This is a genomic window from Leisingera sp. SA215 (assembly GCF_055902035.1).
In genome coordinates this window covers 1-21,191 of the sequence record NZ_JBVVXU010000004.1, presented here as the reverse complement: position 1 = coordinate 21,191, position 21,191 = coordinate 1, and the positions used below count along the sequence as shown (strand labels likewise).

Sequence of the window (21,191 nt, the reverse complement as noted above, 5' to 3'; positions counted from 1 at the left end):
CGGCCAGCCAGGCAACCGGGCCCGGTCGCAAAGCCTGTCCCGAGCGAAACGGTCACGGCGGCAATGACGATTAGCCGCCAAGCGCCCGCCGCGCAAGTTCTTGCTGCAGACGTTTCAGCGTCCGGGCCACGATCAGCCTGTGGGCGGGGCGGACCGGGATCATATAGACCCGGCCGAACAGATTGTGCGTCTTGACGGACGATGTCACCGACAACACACCGCTGTTGGAGGAAACGCAGGTCATCACATCCAGATGCCGGTCCCGGACGGTCAGGGTCAGAACCTCATCCGACAGGGCCTCCACCAGAAAAAAATCCAGCTTATCACCTGTTTTGACCGCCGCTTTTGGCGTGCGGCTGATGCCGCCGATGCGTTTGACCCCGAAACAGGCTGAAATCGCGTCGCGCAGCCGGACAGCCAGGTTCATGCCAGGCAGTGGCCGCGCGTGCATGATGTTCCAGGCCGCCAGCGGAGTGACAGGGACGGGCAGGACGATGGATTGCGTATCCAGGAAATCCAGCTCCTTGGCAGGAGCCAGAATTTGAATGCGGGCAGTGGCGGCCCGGCCGAAACTGTTTGGCGGCATGATCAGCCCTCTTTCCGGTCGTCCGGCAGCTGGGAAGAAGCATAGCCGGATGCAGGCAGCGGGCAAGCCCGGAAGGCGGGTCAGCCCGGGGCTGCCTGCATCACGATGCAGGTGGTGGAGCCGGTGGCATAAAGCCGCCCGTCTTGCAGCCCGCGGATTTCACCATGCGCGACACCGGTGGAACGGCCCACGTGGTCGATGGTGCCGCTGCAGTCGATGGTGGTGCCCAGCGGGATCGCCCGCAGAATGTTGATCTTGTATTCCAGCGTTGTATAGACCGACCCCGCAGGCACTTTGGTCATCACCGCGCAGGCCATGGCGCTGTCCAGCAGCGTGCCGTACCAGCCGCCATGCACGGTGCCCATCGGGTTGCAGACCGGGAATTCCGGCGTGCCGCGAAACACAACCTGACCCTCTTCGACGCTGTGCAGATGATAGCCCAGCGTTGCTGCGATCGGGGGGCCGGGCAAGCGGCCGTCCAGGATACCCTGCATGAAATCAAGACCGGAAATCCGGGTGATCTGCTCCACTGTCAGCAGGTCGGCAGGTTTGTCAGCATAAAACATGGCGCGCGGGTCCTTGGCGGGGAAATTCCCTCCATTAGAAACCGCGCGCCGGGGCCCGCAAGGCTTACGCCACGTTCTGAAGCGAAACCTTGGGAGTGACACCCAGGGCAAAGCACACATCGCGGGTCAGCTCGGGGCGGTTCAGCGTGTAGAAATGCAGCTTGTCCACACCGCCCTCCAGCAGGTCCGAACACAGTTCGGTGCAAAGTACGGTGGCCAGCAGTTCCTCGCGGTCGTCGCGCAGGGCCTTGTCAAAGGCGTCTTCGACCCATTGAGGGATGATGGTGCCGCAGCGCTTGGCAAAGTTGCGCGCGCCCTTCCAGTTCTCGATCGGCAGAATGCCGGGGGTGAGCTTGCTGCTGTCGATACCGGCCTTTTCGCAGGCATCGCGGAAGCGGAAGAAGGTCTCGGCCTCAAAGAAGAACTGGGTCAGCGCCTCATCCGCGCCGGCATCCAGTTTGCGCTTCAGCCATTCCACATCTGCGGCCTGATCCGCGGCTTCCGGGTGGCGGTCCGGGTAGGCGCCGACCTTGATGTTGAAATTGCCGCGCAAGGCCAGCCCCTTGATCAGCTCCACCGAATTGGCAAAACCGTCGGGGTGCGGCATGAATTTGCCTTCGCCCTTGGGCGGATCGCCGCGCAGGGCGACAATCTCGGACACGCCGGCTTCGGCGAACTGGTCGGCAATCTCCAGCGTTTCGGCCTTGGAAGCATTCACGCAAGTGAGATGCGCGGCGACATTCAGACCGGAGGATTTGTGCAGGGCAGCCACCGCATCGCGGGTCAGCGTGCGGGTGGTGCCGCCTGCGCCATAGGTTACGGACACAAACCGCGGGTCCATCGGGGCGAGGACTTGCACGGTGTCCCAAAGCCGGAAGGAGGCTTCGAGATTCTGCGGCGGAAAGAATTCAAAGGAAATCTTGGGCGTCGTCATCTCAGGTCTCTCGCTAGGTTGATTTCACCTCTTGTTGCATGCGCAGCATTGTGAGACAATTTCATAATCCTCAAGAACAACATGAGCGCAATCGAATAATGCATATTGAGTTCCGTCACCTCCGCACGATCAAGGCCATTCACGAGGCTGGCGGGCTGGCCCGTGCCGCGGATCAGCTGAACATCACTCAAAGCGCGCTGAGCCATCAGGTGAAGGGGCTGGAGGAGCAAGCCGGCGTCGAACTGTTCATCCGGCGCTCCAAGCCGATGAAACTGTCACCGGCGGGAAAGCGCCTGTTGCGGCTGGCCGAGCAGGTTTTGCCGCAACTTGAAGCAGCACAAGCGGAGTTTTCCTCCCTGCGCGACGGGCACACCGGGCGCATGCATATCGCCATCGAGTGCCACGCCTGTTTTGAGTGGCTGTTTCCGGTGCTGGAGGGGTTCCGCAAAAACTGGGGCGATGTGGATGTGGATATCCGCCCTGGCCTCGCCTTTGATGCGCTGCCTGCGCTGCAAAAGGAGGAGGTGGATCTGGTGGTCTCCTCCGATCCCGAGGAGATTGCCGGCGTCGAGTTTATTGAGCTGTTTGATTACAATGCCGTGTTTGTCGCCTCGGCCCAGCATCCCCTGGCAGAGAAACCATTTGTTGAAGCTGCTGATTTCATTGGCCAGAATCTGATCACCTATCCGGTGGAAAAGACCCGGCTGGATGTGTTCAGCCAGCTGTTGATCCCGGCGGGGGTTGAGCCTGCCTCGATCCGCCAGGTGGAGCTGACGGCGGTGATCCTGCTGCTGGTGGCATCAAACCGCGGCGTATCAGTGCTGCCGGACTGGGTGGTTCGGGAGGTGAAATATTCCTCGGACTACGTGACACGGCCGCTGACAAAATCGGGGATCAGCCGCAGGCTCTATGCAGCGATCCGGGCCGAGGACCGCGAGAAACCTTACATGCAGGAGCTGATCCGCCTGGCCAAGGTCGAAGCCCGCAAGCTGCAGCATGTTTGACAGGGTGCGGAGCGGCCGGGCGCCGTTCCGGCTTCCGTGCCCGCTCCGCGCGGTGGCGTGATACTGGCAAGCGGGCGCGGGGCCTAGACCAGCTTGACGATCTGCTTGCCGGTATTGCCGCCCTGCATCATCGACAGGAAGGTTTTGGGCGCGTTCTCCAGCCCCTCGGCGATGTCTTCCAGATATTTGATCTCGCCGCTGGCGATCTTGGGCGCGACCTGTTGCAGGAATTCCGGGTAACGGTCGTAGTGGTTGAAGATGATGAAGCCGTTCACGGACAGGAATTTGGTCAGCACGGAACGCCAGATGGCGGGGGCCGTCAGCTCTGTTTCCGCACTGTTGTACCAAGCGATCATGCCGCAGACAGGAATTCGACCGAAGCTGTTCATCAACGGCAGCACCGCTTCCAGAACCTTGCCGCCGACGTTTTCATAGTAGATGTCGATCCCCTCCGGGCAGGCGGCCGCCAATGCCGCGCTGAGCGCCTCGGCTGAGCCCAGGGCGCGGTGATCGAGACAGCTGTCAAAGCCGAATGTCTCCACTGCCAGTTTGCATTTGTCTTCGCCGCCCGCGATGCCGACCACCCGCAGCCCCGCCTGTTTCGCCAACTGCCCCACCATCGACCCGACAGGGCCGGTGGCCGCGGCAACCACCAGGGTTTCGCCGGCCTTGGGACGGCCATAGGCCTGCAAGCCATGCCAGGCGGTAAACCCCGGCATGCCAAGAACGCCGAGCGCCGTCGTAAGCGGAGCCATCTGCGGGTCCAGCTTGCGGATCTCCGAGGCCCGGATGCAGGCATGGCTGGCCCAGCCGAACATGCCCAGAGCAAAGTCGCCGGGAACAAAATCCGGACTGTTTGAGGCCATCACCTCGCCAACACCGCCTGCGGTCATAGTGTCCCCGATTTCGACCGGTGCGGCATAGGATTTTCCCGCATTCATGCGTCCGCGCATATAGGGGTCCAGCGACATATAGTGGACTTTTACGATCACTTCGCCGTCGCCGGGTTGGGGCAAGCCGGCAACCTCAAGACGGAAGTTGTCTTCGCTGGCCTGGGTTTCGGGGCGGCTGGCCAGCACGATACGCTGCATCTGGTCGGACATGAGCTGTTCCTTGATCTGATTTTGTCAAACTCTGGGCGTCATGACGCAGGATTTCAACCGCTCCTGAGAAGGTAACCGGGCGTCAAAGCGGTTGGGCACTTTGCGGCAAAGCCCCTTGGCAACTGCGGGCAGGGGGCGTATAGGCACGGTTTGACCGGCATCTCCCCGACGTGACAGGATACTGCAGATATGATTGGCAGCGCAAACCTCAATGTGATGATCAAGACCGCCCGCAAGGCTGGCCGTTCCCTGGTGAAAGACTTCCGCGAGGTGGAGAATCTGCAGGTGTCGATGAAAGGCGCCGGCGACTTTGTCTCCAGGGCTGACATCGCCGCTGAAAAAATCATCAAGGAAGAGCTGCGCAACGCGCGCCCGACCTATGGCTGGCTGGCCGAGGAAGGCGGCGAGGAAGAGGGCGAGGATCCCACCCGCCGCTGGATCGTCGACCCGCTGGACGGCACCACGAATTTCCTGCATGGGCTGCCGCATTGGGCGATCTCGATTGCGCTGGAGCATAAGGGCAAAATCGTCGCGGGCGTGGTCTATGACGCTGCCAAGGACGAGATGTTCTTTGCCGAGAAGGGCGCCGGTGCCTGGATGAACGATACCCGGATCCGCGTGTCGGGCCGCCACCGGATGATCGAGTCCATTTTTGCCACCGGCGTGCCGTTCGGCGGCCGCGCCGATCTGCCGCTGACGTTGCAGGACCTGGCCCGGCTGATGCCGGCCTGTGCCGGTGTGCGCCGCTGGGGCTCTGCCGCGCTGGACATGGCCTATGTGGCCGCCGGCCGTTACGAGGGTTTCTGGGAACGCCGCCTGAACGCCTGGGACCTGGCCGCGGGCATCATCATTGTGAAAGAGGCCGGTGGCTTTGCCGAGGCGATCGACCCCGAGGCGGGCATTATCGACAGCGGCAGCGTGGTCTGCGCGAACGAGCCGATCTTCGATAACTTCGCAAAGGTGATCCGCGGCTGAACCAGCCCGGAAACCCGACGATTTGAAACGCGGCCTCTGGGCCGCGTTTTTCGTTTCAGGTTATTAAGGCCGGGCGGAAGGCTATTGTTGGTCTGACGGATGGTTAACACCGTCGTTCCAGGGGATCTCGCCATAGGTTTGCGCGTGCGTCCGCGGATTGGCGCCTTGGATACAGCCCAGATTGACACCGCATTCCCTGGGGTCGGAGCGGCGCTGGTGGTGGGTATAGATGCCGCAGGTCTTGCAGAAATAGTGTTTCGCCGTGTGAGTGCCCCAAGTGTAGAGGCTGAGGTTCTCCGCCCCTTTCAGCACCTTCAGGCCGGCGGCAACGGCGGTGACGGCAGCCGCCCCGCGGCGGCGGCAGAAGGAACAGTCGCAGCGCGCGGCAGAGGCAAGGCCTTGGGGGAAATCAGCTTCGATTTCAACCGCGCCGCAATGGCAATTGGCTTTCAGGTGTTCCATTTGACCTCCTGTACTGGACACAGCTTTCCGCTGCCCTACATCCCGGACATCCCGATCTTCTTCTGGGGGACGATAGTCGGGATAGAGCGGCCTGCATTACTTTTAGGTTATTATTGCTGCGGGCCGCTCGACGATCAAACGGCTTTCTGTGTTCATCGGGTTGCATGAACCCGAGGATTTTTTCCCGCAGGCCGGTGTTGAAACAGCCCTGACAGTCGCCGGGGTGACAAATTTCCATTGCGGGCCGTTGCGATCCGGCCGCGGCGTATCTCTGCCGTCCGCGGGAAGCATCAAATCCGGCATCCCCTGACACGAACCTTCTGCCATCATCCTATTTCCCCCAAGGCCCCGGGTTGCGTTTCTTGCGGGGCAGTTTGGGGATGCGGCTGGCGGAGTATTCATACTTGCTTTCCGGATGCGGCGGCTGGCCGTCTGTCCTGTTCCAGAACGCCGGGCCGCCGCGCCGCAGCCACAGGGGCAGGCAGAGGATCAGCCCCACCGCAAAACCGCCGGCATGGGCCCAATAGGCGACGCCGCCCTGGTCCGGATCGGCGCCGAGGCCGCCGAAAAACTGCATCGCCAGCCAAACGCCCAGCATCACAAAGGCGGGGATCGTGAAGATGCGGAAATAAATGATCAGCACCAGAAGGATATCGACGCGGGCCTTGGGGAACATCAGCAGGTAACCGCCCATGACGCCTGCAATGGCACCGGAAGCCCCGACAGTGGGCACCATGGACCCCGGCGCCGAATAGACGTGGATCAGCCCTGCGCCGATGCCACTGGCAAGGTAGAACGCAAGGAAGGGGAGATGGCCCATCTCATCCTCCAGGTTGTCGCCGAAGATCCACAGGAACAGCATGTTGCCGCCCAGATGCATCAGGCCGGCATGGATGAACAATGAGGTGAACAGGGTTTCAAACCCGTACCCGTTGCTGACCTCGGCCGGAACCACCGCATAGGCATCATAGAAATAGACCAGTGCGCGGGGGGAGGCATAGCTGGCCGTGTAATAGATATAGGCCAGGATATTCGCCGTCATCAGCGCATAGACGACATAGGGCCTGCGGCCGGACGGGTTGTGGTCGCGGATCGGAAACATGGGGAAACGCTGGGCCGGAAATGGCCCAGCGTCAAGCACTTATCGGGCGCAGCTCAGGCGTTGCCGCCTAGCAGGTCCGCGTTACCGCCCGAGGCAGTTGTGTCAACGCAGACGTGGCGTTCAGCCAGGACGCGGGCACGGTCTGGCGTGCCTGGGATCAGCGGGATGATCGGGCCGTCGCGCTTGGCCAGCCACTGTTCGATCTCGCGGCCCGTTGCCTCGTCACCCCACCACAACACGCCGGCAATGCCCTGGATCGCCTCCAGCCGGTGCAGATCGAACATCCCGTGCGCCTCAATTGCGGTACCGCCGAGACCGATCACCTCTTTGGCCTGGTCCGCCGCGGCCTCGGGCCCTGGTCCCATGCACAACAGCGGCGGGCGGGCCGAGACGGTCAGGCGGTTCGATTCCCCGGTCGGGCCGGGCAGGGTGGTGGTCAAAGGGCGCACAGGCACGCCGCTTTCCCCAGGCAGTTCGGCAAAGGTGGTCTGCCACACAGCGTTGCTGTGCTGACGGTCCGGCGCGCAGAAACGGCTGAGGTAGTAGGGACCGCCCGCCTTGGGGCCGGTGCCGGACAGACCCTCGCCGCCGAACGGCTGGCTGCCGACGATGGCGCCGATCTGGTTGCGGTTCACGTAGATGTTCCCTGCATGCACCCGGTCGCAGACATGCTGCACCCGGTCGTCGATACGTGTATGCAGCCCGAAGGTGAGACCATAACCGGTTGCATTGATGTCGGAAATGACCTGATCCAGTTGTTGGGATTTGAACCGCGCAACATGCAGGACAGGGCCGAAAATCTCTTCCTCCAGCGCGCTGATGCCGGGGATTTCGATCATCGTGGGGGCGACAAAGGTTCCGCCTTGCGGGGCACGCATTTCTTTCAGCACGCGGCCCTCGGCACGGGCCTTGGCGACATGGGCGAGAATTCCCGCACGGGCGCCTTCGTCAATCACCGGACCGCTGTCAGTAGACAGATGCCAGGGGTCATCCAGATGCAGGCAATCCATTGCGCCCTTCAGCATTTTCAGCACGGTGTCGGCAATGTCCTCCTGCAGATAGAGGCAGCGCAGGGCGGAGCAGCGCTGACCCGCCGACTGGAAGGCGCTTTCAATCACCGCTTGCACGGTTTGCTCAGGCAGGGCGGTTGAGTCGACGATCATCGCGTTCAGACCGCCGGTTTCAGCAATCAGCGGTGCGCCGGGCTGCAGGTTGTCGGCCATCGCCCGGCGGATGCGCAGGGCGGTGGCGGTGGAGCCGGTGAAGGCCACGCCATTAACCCGCGGATCGGAGGTGATTGCCGCGCCGACCACGCTGCCGCGGCCTGGCACCAGTTGCATGGCGCTGCGCGGCACGCCGGCTTCGTGCATCAGCTGCACGGCGCGGTGAGCGATCAGCGGCGTTTGGTCGGCGGGCTTTGCCAGCACCGCGTTGCCTGCCGCCAGCGCCGCTGCAACCTGACCAGTGAAGATTGCAAGCGGGAAGTTCCAGGGCGAAATACAGGAGAAGATCCCAGCCGGCGGCGCATCGGGGATTCGGGCCGCATAATAGCGCATGAAATCCACCGCCTCGCGCAGTTCGGCCACCGCATCGGGAATGGTCTTGCCGGCCTCGCGGGCCAGGATGGCGAACAGCTCACCAAAGTTTTCCTCGTATAAATCCGCGGCTTTGTTCAGGATGGAACTGCGTTCGGCAGCCGGAGCATCCCAAGGGTCGGCCAGCGCCAGTGCCAGCTCGATATCTTCTGGGCTGCACTGGCTGACGGTTCCGGTCACGCTCAGATCGGTGGGGCTGGTCACATCCTTGGCGGTCTCGGGGCGGGCATCGCCTGCCAGCAGCGGTCCGGCCTGCCATCGATGGGTCCGCCACGGCGCGCGGGCCTTTTCTATCTTGGCCAGGGTGGGCGCATGGCCCAGGTCGAAGCCTTTGGAGTTCGGGCGCTCCGGCGCGTAGAGCTCAGGCCCGGTCGGGATCTTGCGGCTGATATCGGCAACCGCTGCAAAGGGATCGGCGGCGACCACTTCGGGCGGGACGTTGTCATCGACGATCTGGTTCACGAAAGAGCTGTTGGCGCCGTTTTCCAGCAGGCGCCGGACCAGATAGGCCAAGAGATCGCGGTGGGCCCCGACAGGTGCATAAATCCGGCAGTTGGTCCTGTTCTGCTCCAGCACCATCTGGTGCAAGGTTTCGCCCATGCCGTGCAGGCGTTGGAACTCGTAGTCTGCGTTGTCCTTGTCCGCGGCCATATGCAGGATGGCGGCAACAGTATGGGCATTGTGGGTTGCGAATTGCGGATAGATCCGGTCCGTCATGCCCAGCAGTTTGCGGGCGTTGGAGATATAGGACAGATCGGTCAGCGCCTTGTTGGTGAACACGGGAAACCCATCCACGCCTTCGACCTGGGCACGTTTAATCTCGGTATCCCAATAAGCGCCTTTCACCAGCCGCACCATGAAGCGGCGGTCATACCTCTCTGCCATCTCATGCAATGCGTCGATCGCCAGGCCGGTGCGCGGCCCGTAAGCCTGCACCACCACGCCAAAGCCGTCCCAGCCGGCCAGTGACGGATCAGACACCACCGCCTCGATCACCTCCAGCGACAGCGACAGGCGGTCGGCCTCTTCGGCGTCGATGTTGAGGCCCATTTTCGCTGCTTTGGCCAGCAGCGCCAGCGCCTTCAGCCGCGGCACCAGGTGCTCCATCACGCTGGCGTCCTGCGCCAGCTCATAGCGCGGATGCAGCGCGGACAGTTTCACCGAGATGCCAGGGTTCTTGCGGATGTCGTCACTGTTGCAGGCGGCGGCAATGGCCGAGATCGCCTTGGAATAGGACAGGTGATAGCGGGCTGCGTCAGCCTCGGTCCGGGCGGCCTCGCCCAGCATGTCATAGGAATAGGTATAGCCCTTGGCCTCCATGCCTGCAGCGCGATCCATCGCGCTTTCGATGGTCTCGCCCAGCACGAACTGGCGGCCCATCTCCTTCATCGCGCGGCTGACGGCGGTGCGGATCACCGGCTCGCCCAGACGTTTGATAGCACCGCGCAGGGCACCGATCGGGCTGCGTTCCTCGTCCAGCACCTTGCCGGTCAGCATCAGCGCCCAAGTCGAGGCATTGACCAGCGAGGAGGTGGACTTGCCCAGATGCTTGCCCCAGTCGGAGGGCGCGATCTTATCCTCGATCAGCGCATCGATGGTGTCGGCATCCGGCACCCGCAGCAGCGCCTCGGCCAGGCACATCAGTGCCACCCCTTCATCGGTGGAAAGACCGTATTCGGCCAGGAAAACTTCCATCAGGCCGGGTGCCGAATGGCCGCGGATGTCGCGCACGAGCGCTGCAGCATTGGAACAGATCCGGGTGCGATCGGCCTCGGACAGGGCTGCCTGAGCAATCAGCTGGTCACGCATCGCGGTTTGATCGGCATAGGTTCCGGCGTCGATCCGGTGGCGCAGTTTTGGTTGGGTTGTCATGCGGGGAACTCCACAAAGGGTGTGCAGGGCTTTTGCACAGGATACACCCTTTCAGGCGGGACAATCGCCTAAATATAAGGAATACTAAGGCGAAAGAGTGAAAAATAAGGAATGAGGAGGTCCAAATGAACTTTCCTGAACTGGACCGGTTCGATCGGGCGATTCTGAATGTGCTGAGTGAGGACGGCCGGATCTCCATTGCCGATCTGGCCCGCAAGATCGGTCTGTCGAAAACACCCACCCAGACCCGGCTCAGGCGGCTGGAGGCTGAGGGCATCATTACCGGCTACCGGGCGCTGGTGGATCCGATCCGGCTGGGGCTGGACCACGTCGCCTTTGTCGAGGTGAAGCTGGACGACACCCGCGAGGCGGCGCTGGTCAAGTTCAACGCGGCTGTGGCGAGGCTGCCGGAGATCGAACAGGCCTATATGATGGCGTCGCATTTTGATTATCTGCTGAAGGTGCGGACCCGCTCGATGACTGATTACCGGGCGGTGCTGGGGGAAAAGATTTCCTCGCTGCCGCATGTCGCCTCGACCTCGACCTATGTTGCGATGGAAGCGGTCAAAGAAGACGGCGCATTGGCACCCCTATAGGACGGGGCGGAATGCGCGCGTGCAGTTGACTTGATCGAATGCCAAAATATGCCAGCATAGCAGCATGCTCTATGTATTGTTTCGCACACCGCTTCGCTTAACCGGATTTGCTGCGGTCTTTACCGCCTTGACCATGGGTTTCCCTGTACAGGCCTCTGATTGCCCGGCTGCTCCTGACCATAGCGCCCGGCTGGACGGGTTGCTGCACGAGGTGCAGAAGGCCGCCACCGAGGATCAGGCGCGCGAGATTGCCAACCGGATGTGGGAGTTCTGGGCCGATGCGCCGGATTCGCAGGCTCAGGCTATGCTGGACCGCGGGATGACCAAGCGCACGGCCTTGGACTTTCTGGGGGCTTTGGAGGATTTTGACCAGTTGATCGCCTACTGTCCGGATTATGCCGAGGGCTACAACCAGCGCGCCTTTGTGCAGTACCTGCGGCGGGACTTTGCCGCGGCACTGCGCGATCTGGACCGGGCGCTGGAGCTGTCGCCCCGCCATGTCGCCGCGATGAGCGGACGGGCGCTGTCGCTTTACGGTTTGTCGCGGCTGGATGAAGCACGCGCGGCCCTGGCCGAAGCGCTGGCGTTAAACCCCTGGCTGCCAGAGCGCCAACTGGCCGGCCCGGGCGGGCCGCTGGCACCGCAGGGCGCAGGAGATGTGGAGTTGTAGTCCTGCCCCGGACGCGGGAAATTTTCCGGTAGGCGCCGAAAACCGATTGTCCGCATGAATTCAGAAGGCTAGACCTGCTGCTAAGGCGCCGTCCTGCGGTGCCTTGCGCGGACGTGGTGGAATGGTAGACACCGGAGACTTAAAATCTCCTGGCCGTATGGCCGTGCGGGTTCGAGTCCCGCCGTCCGCACCATTGATTTTACAGGAAAATATGTTCCCGCGGCGGAGGGGACGTTTTGCGCGATTTGCGCGACTCCCACACCTTGCTCCCACAGTCTCGTTCTGTTCCCGTTTTGGTCCAGGCTATTTCCTGCGCTGCTGAGCGGAGCGGGACAGGGCTTTGCGGCTGGCACGGGCGCAGACGGCATGTCGTTCCCGGTGGCTGAGAGGCCGAGAAGGGACAAGCGCCAGCGCGTCTCTTTGAAATCGAAGCGGTCGATCGGGTCTGTGCTGCCCGGCGTGAACCTGCCGCCCAGCTCTTGCAGCAGCATCGCCTGGCCGAACCGGCAGCGGGCGCGCATGGCGCCGACGCGCGCGAGGGTCTGGTCCATGGGTTCCGGCGCGGGTTCGGGCCGGTCGATCAGGTAGGCGGCGCGCAGGCGAGCGGGGTCGAACCGCTGGCCGCCCGCGGCTTTCACCTTGGCTCATAGCTGAGGGGAAACCGTCCAAGCACGCGATGGGGAAGCTGCATGAGCCGCCCCAACCTAACCCCGATTGGGAACAATGATGTATCCTGCGGCCAGTCTGGTGCGGCGGGTGGTCGACAGTCTTGGGTCAATTCGCATTGACCCATACGCGATGAAAGCAAATGCGCCTGACCTATTGTCGGTCTACTTCCGCCCCCGCCAGCCACATCGCGCTGCTGGTTATGCTGACGGATCCCGGCCCGCCGGGAGACTTCGGCCAGGCGATGGTGCGGGCGGCATGATCGTATTAGTCCCGCAGCTTGGTCAGAACGATTTTCATTGGAATGCCAAGGGCTTCAGGGCTCTGGCCGTTGCCCGCGATCCGGCCGTCTGCCAGCCATTTTGCGTTGATCGTCAGGGTGACACTGTCACGCTTGAAGATGGGGCTCCGAGTTCCCATGCTGGAATGCCGGAAGACATCAAGGTCGAAGGTGACGTCTGTGCCGGACAGGGCATAGGTTCCATCGTAAGACACGATGCTGTCGCCCCCGCGCGCGGTGCCATTAGAAACAACGAGTACTCCGTATCCGTGCTGGGAGGGGGTTATGAAATCTGCCTTATACAGCCCTTCAAATGTGTCCATGACTTGCTCCTGAAACAATGCGGAGCGGTTAGGCACGAACCGAGGGGCTGTTTCAAGAGGGTTTGGTTAGCTCCCGCTGTTAAAAGGGGCGCCAGTGGCATTTACGCTGGTTCCAAGGCAGGGGGTTGACCGGGGATGGGCGCGCCTGCATGCCCCCGCCAGATCCTCCCCGGTTGGATCTGGGCGCGTGGCGGTTGAGGGGCCGCGCGCCCCTTTTTTCACCGGGGGATCCATGTTTGAATTCTCCGGTTAGCACCCCTGGCGCAGGTTGCGCACGCGGACATGACGCGGCGCTGCTGCGCGAGCCCGCGCGCCGATGTCGTCGCTGACTTGCCCGGCGGTGACGAACAGGTTGAGAGGGCGCCCGCGGCTATCGCAGAAGGCGTTCACCGGGCTTGCATCGTCCCACTGGGGCGACGGTCCTGCCTGACTGTGCGGGCCATAGGCAGCGGGTGCGTCGCGTCAAGGTAAGGCATTGCGGTTGAAGAAGATAACCCGCTCAGCACAGGCCGCTCATTGACACGAGGCTTACCATCAGGCTTGGGAAAGAAAGGCTCCAAACGCACAATCTGTGCGTCGCTCAGCCAGAAAGGATCAGACATGTTCCGCGCACTATTTATGAGCCGTGAATCACGCAGGCCTACGGAAATCAATGGGTCCTGGCCCACATTTCAAATTGAACTCGTTTCTTCCTGCAGCCGGGTGGCCAGGATCGGGTATGGCTTGTTCTGAACCAAAAACCCGGCAGCAGTGCCGCCGGGCCGAGGTATGCTGCAGATGCTTAGGCTTGTGTCAGCCGCGGCCGCGGTAGGGCGGCACGCCTTGGTCAGGGATCCAGACGCCCTCGGGCATCGGTCCGGTTTGCCAGAACACGTCAATTGGAATGCCGCCGCGCGGGTACCAGTAGCCGCCGATGCGCAGCCATTGCGGCTCCAGGAAGTCCGCCAGGCGGCGGGCGATGGAGACCGTGCAATCCTCGTGAAAGGCGCCGTGGTTGCGAAAGGAGGTCAGGAACAGCTTCAGCGATTTGCTCTCCACCAGCCATTTGCCGGGCACATAGTCGATCACCAGATGGGCGAAATCCGGCTGCCCGGTCATCGGGCAGAGCGAGGTGAATTCCGGCGCGGTGAAGCGCACGTTATAGGCGACGTCGGCCTGCGGATTCTGGACGCGCTCCAGTTCAGCCTCTTCCGGGCTGGCCGGCAGGATGGTGTCGCCGCCCAGCTGTTTCAGGTTGCTGTAGATGCTGTCGGACATGTCAGGGTTCCTTGTCTTCAGACGCCGCGCTTGTTGCCCCAGACCAGCACATGCAGCTGGGGCAGGACGCGGGGGGTGAACCAGCCGTCGCCGGTTACTTTTTCTATCAGCCACAACAGCCGGTCGGTGGCTTGGCTCAGATCGACCGGCAGGGTCGGGTCGACCTCCGGGTTGCCGGGCTGCAGATACAGGGGCAGTTCGGGATGGCGTTCAGCGGCGGACTTGGCCCAAGCGTAGTCCTTGTCGTCAAATATCACGATCTTCATCACCGCCTGGCCGCAGCCCCTGGCGGCTTCAAGACATTGGCCGAAGGCTTTCCAATCCACCGTTTCACCGCTTGAGGGCGGCTTGGGGCTCAGCACCAGCGTGTCGAGATCCGCAAACCAGGCCTTGCTGACAGATCCTTGGGTCTCGCAGGCAAAGCGGTAGCCTTCGGTCTTGCCATAGGCAATGACCGGGGCGAAATCCTGGATCGCCGGGTTGCCGCCGGAAATCGACACTGTCAGCGGCCTGCCGCCAGACAGGCGGCGCACCTCTGCCATGACCTGCTCCGGCGCCATCACGGCCCAGTCATGGCGGTAGGCGCTGTCGACCGCATGCAGGCTGTCGCACCAGGAGCAGCGGTAATCACAACCGCCTGCGCGCACAAATATCGTGGGCTCCCCGATCAGCGCACCTTCGCCCTGGATCGTGGGGCCGAAGATTTCAGCAATGCGCAGGGTCATGGCCGGTACTCCGCCCAGGTTTTCGGAGTTTCCGAAATTTTCACCGCGGTGACTTCCGGCCAGCGCGCATGGCACCAGTCATAGAAATGCTTGGCCATGTTTTCCGCCGTCGAATGCCTCTCCAGCACATCGTTCAGATGCTGGTGGTCGAAGGTGCCGTCGATATACTCCTTCAGCGGCTTCAGCTCGTGATAGTCGCGCACGAAACCGTCCGCGTTCAGCTCCTTGGCCGCCAGTTCCACCACCACAACATAGTTGTGCCCATGCAGGCGGGCGCATTGGTGATCGGACGGCAGATGCGTCAGTTGATGCGACGCGGAGAAGTGGAACTCCTTGGTGATCCGGAACATCAGCCGCCGTCCTTCCCGGCAATCGCCTGCTGCCAGAAATCGGGGTCTGCATATTCTGTCGGATCCTCGACGCCCGCCAGATGGAACGCCTCGCGCCGTTCCACGCAGGTGCCGCAGCGGCCGCAATGCTTGTCGCCGCCCTTGTAACAGGACCAGGTGCCGGCAAAGGGGGTGTTGTGCTTCGCCCCCGCTGTCACGATGTCGCCCTTGGTTTGGTGTACAAACGGGGTATAGAGACGCACATCGGCGTAGCCGTCGAGCGCTGCCCGCTGCATGGCATCAAACGCCTCGGTGAAGGCCGGGCGGCAGTCCGGATAAATGAAGTGGTCGCCGCCATGCACCGCCGTTGCCACCGCCTCATCACCGTTCGCGGCAGCAATGCCATAGGCGATGGTCAGCATGATGGCATTGCGGTTCGGCACCACGGTGACCTTCATGGTCTCTTCTGCGTAGTGGCCGTCCGGCACGTCGATGTCATCGGTCAGGGCGGAACCCGAAAGCGCGGCGCCGATGGTGCGCATGTCAATGATGTCATGCGGCACGCCCAGCCGTCTGGCGGCGGCTGCGGCATAGTCGAGCTCCTTGCGGTGGCGCTGGCCATAGTCGAAGGAGACAAGACGGGTCAGCTGCTGTTCGGCAGCGACCATATGGGCAAGCGAAACGGAATCCAGCCCGCCCGAGCAGATAACGATAGTCTTCATTTTTGAACCCTTGTTTTGGTGACCGGGTAGGCTGCGACCGGTGCGGCGGATATAGCGGCGCAGGCGGTCACACGCAAGGGGCGGACGGATTGCGCACTTTTCTAAGGTGATGTCGGAAAATGTTGAAAGTGCCTTCTTGGGCCGTGGCGCGCAGGGGCACGGCCCGCGCCTGACCTTCCCCCGGGAAGGCGCTTTTGCGCCTCCCCAAGGTCAGGCACGAACCTCATGTTTTCCGCTACACCGGCGGCAGTTCCCCCGCCAGCCACTCCAGAAATGCACGCGACGCCGGCGTGCTGGCATGACTGGGTGGCGGCATCAGGAAATAGTTCTCCAAAAGCTCCCCCGAATGGCCGCTGGGCTTGACCAGCTGGCCGCTCTCCAGCAGCCCGCCCGCCAGCGTATCGTGCGACATCGCTATCCCGGCGCCATTCACCGCCGCGGTCATGGCAATCACGTAAGTGGAGGCCAGATTGATCTCATGATTGCGCTCAAACGGCAGCTCTTGCGATTTGAACCATGCCCCCCAAGAGCCTGTTACACCGCCGCAATCCAACAGGGTTGAGGTCTTAAAGTCCACTTCGCCGCCCTGATAGCCCGGCGCGCACACCGGGTAGAACCTGTCGCGGGTCAGCCGGATCGCGGCGGCGGACATGTCCGCAGGGCGGCCAAAGCGGATTTCGGTGCCGGCATTGACTGCGTGCCGATCGGGGTCCCAGATCGGCGTCACGATGTTCAGCACCAGCCAGGGGAACTCTTTATACAGCCGGGGCAGGCGCGGCGACAGCCAGAACACCGAAAACGCCATGTTGCACTGCAGCACCAGATGCCGCCCCTGATCGCCGCCGGTAAAGGCCTGTGTTCCGGCCGCAATCAGGTCAAAGGCTTCGCGCACGATGGGCATGTAATTGGCGCCTGCCTCGCTCAACTCCAGCGCACGGGTTTTGCGGATGAACAGCTCGCGCCCCAGGAAGTTCTCCAGGCTGCGCACATGCTGGCTGATGGCTGATTGCGTCAGGTTCAATTCACCCGCGGCGCGGGTGAAGGACAGGTGCCGGGCGCTGGCTTCAAAGGCGCGCAGCCAGGTAAGCGGAGGCAGGGACGATGAGTGCGATCCGGATGATGGCATGGATGCATGACCTATGCATTAGTTCACCTAATGCATTACCGCTGAATCAATTGTTTGTCAGCAGTTCTTGTGGCTGGCACCAATACCGCAGCAACGTTTCCGGAGGTGCCAGAATGAACAAGCAAACAGACCTAAGCCCGAACCTCACCCATTGGCAGGAGCGCGTCGACATGGCGGCCGCCTTCCGCTGGACCGAGCGGCTGAACATGCATGAGGCGGTGGCCAACCACTTCAGCCTGGCGGTGAATGAGGACGGCAGCCAGTTCCTGATGAACCCGAACCAGGTGCATTTTGCCCGGGTGAAGGCCTCGGATCTTCTGCTGCTGGACGCGGGCGACCCCAAGACGATGGAACGCCCCGACGCGCCGGACCCGACCGCCTGGGGGCTGCACGGTTCCATCCATCGGCTGTGCCCGCATGCCCGCTGCGTGATGCATGTGCACTCTATCCATGCCACTGTGCTCGCTTGCCTGGCCGACAGCACCTTGCCGCCGATCGATCAGAACACCGCGACCTTCTATAACCGCTATGTGATCGACAACGATTTTGGCGGGCTGGCGTTCGCCGACGAGGGCGCGCGCTGCGCCTCGATGCTGACCGACCCAAAGGTCAAGGTGATGATCATGGGCAACCACGGAGTGCTGATCATCGGCGATAGTGTCGCGGACACTTTCAACCGGCTCTACTACTTTGAACGCGCAGCGGAGACCTATATCCGTGCCCTGCAAACCGGCCGGGAACTGCGGGTGCTGAGCGACGAGATTGCTGAGAAAACTGCAAAAGAGCTGGAGGATTACCCGGATCAGGCAGAACGCCACCTGGCCCAGTTGAAGGCGATCCTCGACGGCGAAGGAGCGGACTACGCCAGCTGACCGCAAGCAGGAGTTGTAACCATGACTGCAAGCCATCCGGATCCGGAAAACCAGCGCTGGAACTACCGCCCCGAGGGACCGGTGCCGCTCAACCCGCTGTTTCAATGGCCACCCAGGCCGGGCGGCGCAGTTCTGGGTGATGGCGAACGGCTGGGTGCCGGTTGCCAGCTTTGCCGAAGCACCGGTCTGGTGCGTGGTCTGGGTGCTGCTGATCCCGATGTGGTCCGGCCTGCATTTTTACTGGGTGCACTGGCTCGAGCATCATCCGAAACTCTATCGTCATGTTCATACGGTGCATCACCGCAACGTCAACACCGGCTCGTGGTCAGGGATTTCCAATAACTGGTTCGAAACCTGCTGTATTTCACCGCCTATTTCATCCACTTGGTGCTGCCCTCGCACCCGCTGCATCTGGTGTTCCACGCGATGTTCCAGCAGGTGAGTCCGGTGTTGTCACATTCCGGCTTCGAGAGGGTCATCGTCAAGGAGACCGGGACCGCGCGGGCAGGTGATTTCTTTCACCAGCTGCATCACCGGTACTTCGAGTGCAACTATGGCACGTCGGAGACCCCCTTTGACAGATGGGTCGGCACCTACCACGGATGGCTCCGCCGCCGCGACGCAACGCACCCGGAACTTGAAGAAGCAGATGTACACCCGGTAGCCCCGCCCGGCGGGCCGGGTCATGGTGCCGCCCGGGTCGTCACGCGTTCAGGAACACCCGTGCCGCGGCCTCGAATTCCCGCGGCTTCTCGGCGTGCAGCCAATGGCCTGCACCGGGCAGTTTCGCAAAACGGGCGGCAGGGAAGCGTGCGCGGATCCTATCGCGGTGTTCGGGCAGCACATAGTCCGAGTTGGCGCCCGACAAGAACAGCGCCGGTCCTTGCCACGCGGCATCAGTCTCAGGAAAAGACATGATGTTCGGCATCTGATCCGCCAGCGTGTCCAGGTTCAGCTTCCAGCGCTTGTTCGGGATATCCAGCGACTGGGTGAAAAAACTCTGCAGCGCAGGTTCTACTCCGGCCTCGGCCAGTTGCGCGGCGGCCTCCGGGCGGCGCTCAACCGTATCCAGGTCCACCGTGCGCATCGCGTGGATGTATTGGATCTGGGTATGGCCGTAGGCAACCGGTGCAATGTCGGCAACCACCAGGCGGCGCACCGCCTCGGGATGGTTCAGTGCCAGCGTCATCGCCGCTTTGCCGCCCATTGAATGGCCGATCACATCCATCTGCCCGCCGTGGGCTGCAATCACCTCTGCCAGATCTTTGGCCAGCTCAGGATAGGTGTGGCTGTCCGTCCGCGGGCTGTCGCCGTGATTGCGCATGTCGACGGCAACAACCTGCCGTTCATCCGACAGGCGTTTCGCGATGACGCCCCAGTTCCGGGCTGAGCCATAAAGGCCATGGGCAATCAGCAGCGGGGGTTTTCCAGTGGCAGTGCCATGTGTGATTGTGTTCAGCATAAGGTCTAGATAGCCGCGCAGGCAAGGGCTTGCCACCCCCATTGAGACAGTCATCAGCGCAGGCTAGGGTGGCCGCGAACGGCAGCTGAGGGAGAGTGCCAGAATGGCCGCCAGTCTGGATCAGGATATCGAGGACATCCGTACGCTGCTGAAGGAGCGCGAACAGGCCTCCGGCGATCTTGCCGCCGCATTGAAACGGGCGCGCCGCCGTCTGCCGCGCCGGATCTACAAGCAGGGCATGAAACTTGCCGATGCTCTGCCGATGCTGGAACATCCCAAGTTGCGGCCGACGGTGGACGAGAAACCGCTTCGGGGCGCTGCGCGCGAAGTGAAGGCGCATCTGCAGAAAGTCGACCTGGCAGACCGGCGCAAAGGCTTCTGGCTGGGAGTGCTGGGCAGTATGGCGTTTTCCGTGATGGTGGTGCTGATCCTGCTGATCGTGGTCCTGCGCTGGCGCGGCCTGGTCTGATTCCCCGCTAAGCGCCAACGCTACCGGCAGTATTTTGAACGTGGTTCAAAACTCACTGCGGCCTCATGGCAGGCAAGGCAGAAGCGCGCCACCCGGCGCGAGCGGGGTATCGAGCGCGGTTTTTGCGGCCACACCTGCGCGCGGTGCGGGCGCCTCCTGACGCAAAGCAAAACCGCCGCGGCCTTGCGGCGCGCGGCGGTTCGTTTTTTTCACTCCTGCAAGGGCTTACAGGTTCGGGTACAGCGGGAACCTGGCGCAGAGATCCGCAACCTTGGCGCGCACCGCGGCCTCCACATCCGCATTGCCGTCTTCACCGTTGGCGGCCAGCCCGTCGATCACCTCGATGATCAGATCGGCGATCTGGCGGAACTCTGCCTCGCCGAAGCCGCGGGTGGTGCCTGCCGGGGTGCCCAGACGCAGGCCGGAAGTCACGGTGGGCTTTTCCGGGTCGAACGGGATGCCGTTCTTGTTGGTGGTGATATGGGCCCGTCCCAGCGCCTTGTCGGCGATATTGCCGGTGACGCCTTTGGGGCGCAGGTCGACCAGCATGACATGGGTGTCGGTGCCGCCGGTGACAATGTCCAGCCCGCCCTGGATCAGCTGGTCCGCCAGTGCCGCCGCGTTGGCGCGGACCTGCTTCTGGTAGGCCTTGAACTCCGGCTTCAGCGCCTCGCCGAAGGCCGCCGCCTTGCCGGCGATCACATGCATCAGCGGGCCGCCCTGGATGCCGGGGAAGATCGCCGAATTCACCTTCTTGGCTATGCCCTCGTCATTGGTCACGATCATGCCGCCGCGCGGGCCGCGCAGGGTCTTGTGGGTGGTGGTGGTGGCCACATGCGCGTGCGGGAACGGCGAGGGGTGCTCACCGGCAGCGATCAGACCCGCGATATGGGCCATGTCGACCATGAAATAGGCGCCGACGCTGTCGGCGATTTCGCGGAATTTGGCAAAGTCGATCTGGCGCGGGATGGCGGAGCCGCCGGCGATGATCAATTTGGGCTGGTGCTCGGTTGCGAGAGCCTGGATCTGATCGTAGTCGATCAGGTTGTCGCTTTCGCGCACACCATAGTGAACCGCGTTGAACCACTTGCCCGACTGGTTCGGGCGGGCGCCATGGGTCAGGTGGCCGCCGGAGGCCAGATCCATGCCCAGAATGGTGTCGCCGGGCTGGATCAGCGCCTGGAACACACCCTGGTTCGCCTGGCTGCCGGAGTTCGGCTGCACATTGGCATATTCGCAGCCGAACAGCTGCTTGGCGCGGTCGATGGCCAGGTTTTCGGCGACGTCGACATACTGGCAGCCGCCATAGTAGCGGCGGCCCGGGTAGCCTTCGGCGTATTTGTTGGTGAGGACGGAGCCTTGCGCTTCCATCACCGCGGCCGAGACGATGTTCTCGGAGGCAATCAGCTCGATCTCGTCGCGCTGGCGGCCCAGCTCGGCTGTGATCGAGGCATAAAGTTCAGGATCGCGCTCCGACAGCGCTTGGGTGAAAAAG

At 62.6% G+C, this 21,191-nt stretch carries 21 protein-coding genes, 1 tRNA gene and 3 pseudogenes; 8 read left to right on the top strand and 17 right to left on the bottom strand.

The genetic code is table 11. The features are described from left to right. Nucleotides 1–70 precede the first annotated feature (70 nt). From AC0KW6_RS05880 to metF, 3 genes are all read right to left on the bottom strand, one after another. Nucleotides 71–586 carry a DUF2867 domain-containing protein gene (locus AC0KW6_RS05880; protein WP_474034397.1) on the bottom strand — a complete coding sequence of 172 codons (516 nt, stop codon included), beginning with the start codon at nucleotides 584–586 and terminating at the stop codon, nucleotides 71–73. Nucleotides 587–666: 80 nt separating this feature from the next. Continuing rightward, nucleotides 667–1,152 carry a PaaI family thioesterase gene (locus AC0KW6_RS05875; protein ID WP_474034395.1) on the bottom strand — a complete coding sequence of 162 codons (486 nt, stop codon included), beginning with the start codon at nucleotides 1,150–1,152 and terminating at the stop codon, nucleotides 667–669. 64 nt (nucleotides 1,153–1,216) lie between these two features. Then, nucleotides 1,217–2,086 (bottom strand): methylenetetrahydrofolate reductase [NAD(P)H], encoded by an 870-nt coding sequence (gene metF, locus AC0KW6_RS05870; protein ID WP_323783250.1) that lies wholly within the window; start codon nucleotides 2,084–2,086, stop codon nucleotides 1,217–1,219. A 98-nt stretch (nucleotides 2,087–2,184) separates the two neighbouring features. On the opposite strand from metF, the gene AC0KW6_RS05865 reads away from it, so the two are divergent. Next, nucleotides 2,185–3,090 (top strand): LysR family transcriptional regulator, encoded by a 906-nt coding sequence (locus AC0KW6_RS05865; protein ID WP_474034393.1) that lies wholly within the window; start codon nucleotides 2,185–2,187, stop codon nucleotides 3,088–3,090. A gap of 83 nt (nucleotides 3,091–3,173) precedes the next feature. On the opposite strand, the gene AC0KW6_RS05860 is transcribed toward AC0KW6_RS05865, so the two are convergent. Continuing rightward, a complete protein-coding gene (locus AC0KW6_RS05860; protein ID WP_323783243.1) occupies nucleotides 3,174–4,193 on the bottom strand; it encodes an NADP-dependent oxidoreductase in 1,020 nt (339 codons plus the stop codon). 189 nt (nucleotides 4,194–4,382) lie between these two features. Here AC0KW6_RS05860 and AC0KW6_RS05855 point away from each other — a divergent pair, with 189 nt between their 5' ends. Continuing rightward, nucleotides 4,383–5,168, top strand: coding sequence for an inositol monophosphatase family protein (locus AC0KW6_RS05855; RefSeq protein WP_323783240.1), 786 nt, complete (start codon nucleotides 4,383–4,385; stop codon nucleotides 5,166–5,168). Between the two features lie 81 nt (nucleotides 5,169–5,249). Here AC0KW6_RS05855 and AC0KW6_RS05850 read toward each other — a convergent pair whose 3' ends face one another. The 3 genes from AC0KW6_RS05850 to putA form a co-directional block, all read right to left on the bottom strand. Next, nucleotides 5,250–5,630: a GFA family protein gene (locus tag AC0KW6_RS05850; protein ID WP_474034391.1), complete on the bottom strand. Its 381-nt coding sequence runs from the start codon at nucleotides 5,628–5,630 to the stop codon at nucleotides 5,250–5,252. 331 nt (nucleotides 5,631–5,961) lie between these two features. Then, nucleotides 5,962–6,732, bottom strand: a complete 771-nt coding sequence (locus AC0KW6_RS05845; protein WP_474034390.1) for a rhomboid family intramembrane serine protease — start codon at nucleotides 6,730–6,732, stop codon at nucleotides 5,962–5,964. Nucleotides 6,733–6,785: 53 nt separating this feature from the next. Continuing rightward, nucleotides 6,786–10,199: a bifunctional proline dehydrogenase/L-glutamate gamma-semialdehyde dehydrogenase PutA gene (gene putA, locus AC0KW6_RS05840; RefSeq protein WP_474034389.1), complete on the bottom strand. Its 3,414-nt coding sequence runs from the start codon at nucleotides 10,197–10,199 to the stop codon at nucleotides 6,786–6,788. Between the two features lie 125 nt (nucleotides 10,200–10,324). Here putA and AC0KW6_RS05835 point away from each other — a divergent pair, with 125 nt between their 5' ends. From AC0KW6_RS05835 to AC0KW6_RS05825, 3 genes are all read left to right on the top strand, one after another. Further along, complete coding sequence (locus AC0KW6_RS05835; protein ID WP_323783213.1) at nucleotides 10,325–10,795, top strand: Lrp/AsnC family transcriptional regulator; 471 nt, start codon at nucleotides 10,325–10,327, stop codon at nucleotides 10,793–10,795. 133 nt (nucleotides 10,796–10,928) lie between these two features. Beyond that, nucleotides 10,929–11,465 carry a tetratricopeptide repeat protein gene (locus AC0KW6_RS05830; protein WP_474034388.1) on the top strand — a complete coding sequence of 179 codons (537 nt, stop codon included), beginning with the start codon at nucleotides 10,929–10,931 and terminating at the stop codon, nucleotides 11,463–11,465. Nucleotides 11,466–11,572: 107 nt separating this feature from the next. Further along, nucleotides 11,573–11,658, top strand: a tRNA-Leu gene (locus AC0KW6_RS05825). 740 nt (nucleotides 11,659–12,398) lie between these two features. Here AC0KW6_RS05825 and AC0KW6_RS05820 read toward each other — a convergent pair. The 8 genes and pseudogenes from AC0KW6_RS05820 to AC0KW6_RS05785 form a co-directional block, all read right to left on the bottom strand. After that, a complete protein-coding gene (locus AC0KW6_RS05820) occupies nucleotides 12,399–12,734 on the bottom strand; it encodes a hypothetical protein (RefSeq protein WP_474034387.1) in 336 nt (111 codons plus the stop codon). Nucleotides 12,735–13,037: 303 nt separating this feature from the next. Continuing rightward, nucleotides 13,038–13,118, bottom strand: a pseudogene (locus AC0KW6_RS05815) (IS5/IS1182 family transposase); the annotation flags it as partial. Nucleotides 13,119–13,199: 81 nt separating this feature from the next. Further along, nucleotides 13,200–13,336: pseudogene (locus tag AC0KW6_RS05810) on the bottom strand (IS5/IS1182 family transposase); the annotation flags it as partial. 190 nt (nucleotides 13,337–13,526) lie between these two features. Further along, nucleotides 13,527–13,991, bottom strand: coding sequence for a preQ(1) synthase (queF, locus tag AC0KW6_RS05805; protein WP_323782541.1), 465 nt, complete (start codon nucleotides 13,989–13,991; stop codon nucleotides 13,527–13,529). A 17-nt stretch (nucleotides 13,992–14,008) separates the two neighbouring features. Further along, on the bottom strand, nucleotides 14,009–14,716 hold the full coding sequence (gene queE, locus AC0KW6_RS05800) for a 7-carboxy-7-deazaguanine synthase QueE (RefSeq protein WP_474034386.1): 708 nt from the start codon (nucleotides 14,714–14,716) through the stop codon (nucleotides 14,009–14,011). After that, nucleotides 14,713–15,066, bottom strand: coding sequence for a 6-carboxytetrahydropterin synthase QueD (gene queD, locus AC0KW6_RS05795; protein WP_323782547.1), 354 nt, complete (start codon nucleotides 15,064–15,066; stop codon nucleotides 14,713–14,715). Before queD ends, queE begins: the two co-directional genes overlap by 4 nt. Further along, on the bottom strand, nucleotides 15,066–15,767 hold the full coding sequence (gene queC / locus AC0KW6_RS05790; RefSeq protein ID WP_474034384.1) for a 7-cyano-7-deazaguanine synthase QueC: 702 nt from the start codon (nucleotides 15,765–15,767) through the stop codon (nucleotides 15,066–15,068). Before queC ends, queD begins: the two co-directional genes overlap by 1 nt. Before the next feature lie 235 nt (nucleotides 15,768–16,002). Next, a complete protein-coding gene (locus tag AC0KW6_RS05785) occupies nucleotides 16,003–16,893 on the bottom strand; it encodes a LysR family transcriptional regulator (RefSeq protein WP_474034383.1) in 891 nt (296 codons plus the stop codon). 113 nt (nucleotides 16,894–17,006) lie between these two features. On the opposite strand from AC0KW6_RS05785, the gene AC0KW6_RS05780 reads away from it, so the two are divergent. Together AC0KW6_RS05780 and AC0KW6_RS05775 are read left to right on the top strand one after the other, a co-directional pair. Further along, nucleotides 17,007–17,765: a class II aldolase and adducin N-terminal domain-containing protein gene (locus tag AC0KW6_RS05780; protein ID WP_323782556.1), complete on the top strand. Its 759-nt coding sequence runs from the start codon at nucleotides 17,007–17,009 to the stop codon at nucleotides 17,763–17,765. Between the two features lie 139 nt (nucleotides 17,766–17,904). After that, a pseudogene (locus AC0KW6_RS05775) lies at nucleotides 17,905–18,299 on the top strand (sterol desaturase family protein); the annotation flags it as partial. Between the two features lie 169 nt (nucleotides 18,300–18,468). Here the strand turns inward: AC0KW6_RS05775 and AC0KW6_RS05770 are convergent. Next, nucleotides 18,469–19,227 (bottom strand): alpha/beta fold hydrolase, encoded by a 759-nt coding sequence (locus AC0KW6_RS05770; RefSeq protein ID WP_323782564.1) that lies wholly within the window; start codon nucleotides 19,225–19,227, stop codon nucleotides 18,469–18,471. Nucleotides 19,228–19,330: 103 nt separating this feature from the next. Between AC0KW6_RS05770 and AC0KW6_RS05765 the strand changes: the two genes are divergently transcribed. Further along, nucleotides 19,331–19,696: a hypothetical protein gene (locus tag AC0KW6_RS05765; protein WP_323782559.1), complete on the top strand. Its 366-nt coding sequence runs from the start codon at nucleotides 19,331–19,333 to the stop codon at nucleotides 19,694–19,696. A 225-nt stretch (nucleotides 19,697–19,921) separates the two neighbouring features. Here AC0KW6_RS05765 and glyA read toward each other — a convergent pair. Beyond that, a partial coding sequence (gene glyA, locus AC0KW6_RS05760; RefSeq protein ID WP_323782561.1) for a serine hydroxymethyltransferase occupies nucleotides 19,922–21,191 on the bottom strand: 1,270 nt, incomplete at its 5' end.

Coding starts and splice junctions, on each gene's coding strand:
- AC0KW6_RS05880 (WP_474034397.1), bottom strand. CDS start 586: ATGCCGCCAAACAGTTTCGGCCGGGCCGCCACTGCCCGCATTCAAATT.
- AC0KW6_RS05875 (WP_474034395.1), bottom strand. CDS start 1,152: ATGTTTTATGCTGACAAACCTGCCGACCTGCTGACAGTGGAGCAGATC.
- metF (WP_323783250.1), bottom strand. CDS start 2,086: ATGACGACGCCCAAGATTTCCTTTGAATTCTTTCCGCCGCAGAATCTC.
- AC0KW6_RS05865 (WP_474034393.1), top strand. CDS start 2,185: ATGCATATTGAGTTCCGTCACCTCCGCACGATCAAGGCCATTCACGAG.
- AC0KW6_RS05860 (WP_323783243.1), bottom strand. CDS start 4,193: ATGTCCGACCAGATGCAGCGTATCGTGCTGGCCAGCCGCCCCGAAACC.
- AC0KW6_RS05855 (WP_323783240.1), top strand. CDS start 4,383: ATGATTGGCAGCGCAAACCTCAATGTGATGATCAAGACCGCCCGCAAG.
- AC0KW6_RS05850 (WP_474034391.1), bottom strand. CDS start 5,630: ATGGAACACCTGAAAGCCAATTGCCATTGCGGCGCGGTTGAAATCGAA.
- AC0KW6_RS05845 (WP_474034390.1), bottom strand. CDS start 6,732: ATGTTTCCGATCCGCGACCACAACCCGTCCGGCCGCAGGCCCTATGTC.
- putA (WP_474034389.1), bottom strand. CDS start 10,199: ATGACAACCCAACCAAAACTGCGCCACCGGATCGACGCCGGAACCTAT.
- AC0KW6_RS05835 (WP_323783213.1), top strand. CDS start 10,325: ATGAACTTTCCTGAACTGGACCGGTTCGATCGGGCGATTCTGAATGTG.
- AC0KW6_RS05830 (WP_474034388.1), top strand. CDS start 10,929: ATGGGTTTCCCTGTACAGGCCTCTGATTGCCCGGCTGCTCCTGACCAT.
- AC0KW6_RS05820 (WP_474034387.1), bottom strand. CDS start 12,734: ATGGACACATTTGAAGGGCTGTATAAGGCAGATTTCATAACCCCCTCC.
- queF (WP_323782541.1), bottom strand. CDS start 13,991: ATGTCCGACAGCATCTACAGCAACCTGAAACAGCTGGGCGGCGACACC.
- queE (WP_474034386.1), bottom strand. CDS start 14,716: ATGACCCTGCGCATTGCTGAAATCTTCGGCCCCACGATCCAGGGCGAA.
- queD (WP_323782547.1), bottom strand. CDS start 15,066: ATGTTCCGGATCACCAAGGAGTTCCACTTCTCCGCGTCGCATCAACTG.
- queC (WP_474034384.1), bottom strand. CDS start 15,767: ATGAAGACTATCGTTATCTGCTCGGGCGGGCTGGATTCCGTTTCGCTT.
- AC0KW6_RS05785 (WP_474034383.1), bottom strand. CDS start 16,893: ATGCCATCATCCGGATCGCACTCATCGTCCCTGCCTCCGCTTACCTGG.
- AC0KW6_RS05780 (WP_323782556.1), top strand. CDS start 17,007: ATGAACAAGCAAACAGACCTAAGCCCGAACCTCACCCATTGGCAGGAG.
- AC0KW6_RS05770 (WP_323782564.1), bottom strand. CDS start 19,227: ATGCTGAACACAATCACACATGGCACTGCCACTGGAAAACCCCCGCTG.
- AC0KW6_RS05765 (WP_323782559.1), top strand. CDS start 19,331: ATGGCCGCCAGTCTGGATCAGGATATCGAGGACATCCGTACGCTGCTG.